This is a genomic window from Lamprobacter sp. (assembly GCF_034860625.1).
Lineage (GTDB): Bacteria > Pseudomonadota > Gammaproteobacteria > Chromatiales > Chromatiaceae > Lamprobacter.
Genome location: NZ_JAYESN010000412.1, coordinates 1 through 1,988, shown reverse-complemented (window position 1 = coordinate 1,988; position 1,988 = coordinate 1). Strand labels below are relative to the sequence as shown.

Annotated in this window: 1 protein-coding gene; it reads left to right on the top strand. The window is 63.5% G+C overall.

Going from position 1 to position 1,988, the window contains the following annotated elements:
* The first annotated feature begins 142 nt into the window (after window positions 1–142).
* Window positions 143–1,879 carry a glycosyltransferase family 39 protein gene (locus VBE63_RS28210; RefSeq protein WP_323686303.1) on the top strand — a complete coding sequence of 579 codons (1,737 nt, stop codon included), beginning with the start codon at window positions 143–145 and terminating at the stop codon, window positions 1,877–1,879.
* Window positions 1,880–1,988 lie beyond the last annotated feature (109 nt).

Genomic DNA, 1,988 nt, shown 5'->3' with positions numbered 1-1,988 from the left:
TCCCGGCAGAGCACAGCAGCATGCGAGCCCACTGGGCTCCAGTCCGAGTCCGAGAAAACATCCTAGCTCGAGTTCAAGCACCGGCGGAAGCCGGATTCAAATCGATTCCTCTCAACTAGGCGGTGGTACCGGCATCGCTTGGGTGTTGCTGCTGATTCTGGGCGTCACCGCCTGGCGGTTGCTGGTGGCCGACGCGCTGCCGGTCACGCGCGATGAGGCCTACTATTTCAACTGGGCGCGTCAGCTCGCCTGGGGCTATTTTGATCATCCGCCGGGGGTCGCCCTGATCGGCGTCGGCACCTGGCTCGACCCTGGCTCAACCCTAGCCGCTCGGCTCGGCGCGGTCGCCTTGGGCGGCTTGTCGCTGTTGGTACTCTGGCGACTCTATCACGCCAGTGGCCTCAGCTCGGGCAACGGCTTGCTCCTAGCGCTCATCCTCTCGATCGCGAGTATCCCGGGGCTTATCGCTGGGGTCATCACCACGCCGGATACGGTGCTGATGCTGTGCTGGCCTCTCGCCTTGCACGAAGCCCTCCGTGCGCTCCAAGGTCAGCGCAAGCGCTGGCTCACGGCGGGCCTCGCGACCGGGCTCGGGCTGCTCGGCAAATACAGCATGGTGATGATCGGCCCGGTTTTCCTTTGGGCGCTGCTCCGTGCAGACCCACGCGCGCTGCGCACGCCTTGGCCCTATCTCGGCGGGCTGATCGCACTGCTGGTGTTCTCACCGAACCTGGTTTGGAATGCGCAGAACGACTGGCTGACCCTCAGGTTCCAGTTCGGACACGGCTTTTCGACCGACAGCGGACCGATCAGGCTCGCAGCAGATGCGTTGCCTGCGGTCACAGGGACGCATGCTTATGCGCCCGAGTCGCCGGCTCCCATGGACTTGGGCGAGCGGCTCTCCAGCCTCGGTGGCTATCTCGGCGAGCAACTGCTGTTCTGGGGGCTACTGCTAGTCCCGATCGGTATCGCTCTTTGGCGCCTTGGTCGACGCTCTCGCCTGCTCGCTGGTCAGCACTCAGATGAAAGCCCTAGTCAGCGCCCTAATCAGCACTCAGATAAATACTCAGGCTGGCATCCCTTGTGGCGATTTGCGCGGAACCTTGGTCGACGCTTTGCGGGCATCAGGCCCGAGCACAATCAAGCGACCAGCGTGCGAGCGACTACCATGCTCGACCCGGTCGCTATCTCACTGCTAGGCGCAGCGGCCTTGATGCCCTTGAGCCTATTCGCGCTGATCGCGCTCGGCAGCGAGGTCGAGGCCAATTGGGCTGCGCCCTATCTGGTCGGCGCCGCACCCTTTATTGCGCTGCTGCTGCAGCGATCGGCTGGCCACGGGATCGGTAGTGACGGCTGGGCACTCATCGCCGCCGCAGGTAACCTGGTGCTGATCAGCATTTATGTACTGTACGCCGTCACGGCCTTCCCGCCCTTGCCCGATGCGGTCGGGCGCGCACTCCGCGAGACCCAGGGCTTCGAGACATTGGCCGACTACAGCGCGCGCTTACCCGAGCCAGTGGTCGCGGATCGCTACCAGTTCGCGGCCATGTTGAACTTCTATCAGCCCCAGCTCGCGGTGAGCCAATGGCCCGGCATCACCCGACCATCGGAGTACGGGCGCGGAAAGATCGCACCGTTGCCAGACCCGCAAGCCCTGCGGCAGAGTGGTTTCTGGCTGCTCGCGCGGAAGTTCTCGGCACCTGAGATAACCGGCTTCGAAGCGCTCGAGATCCACAGCCTCTACAGCTGCCCCGATGGCCGCTTCAGCGCCATCGATGGCGCCGCTGCTTGGGAGGCCGGCGGCTGTGATGATCCTGCCAATGTTTGGCGGCTGTATCGTTATCGCTCCGAAGCGGCACCCGGAGTGGAAGCGCCATGAACAACAAGCACTGCAACACACCGACGACTCTTCGCCAGCCTGGTCACTAGAAACCAGTAACCGATGCTAGTCAAACTGGGAGCGACAGTGATCCCGCACTGATATCTTG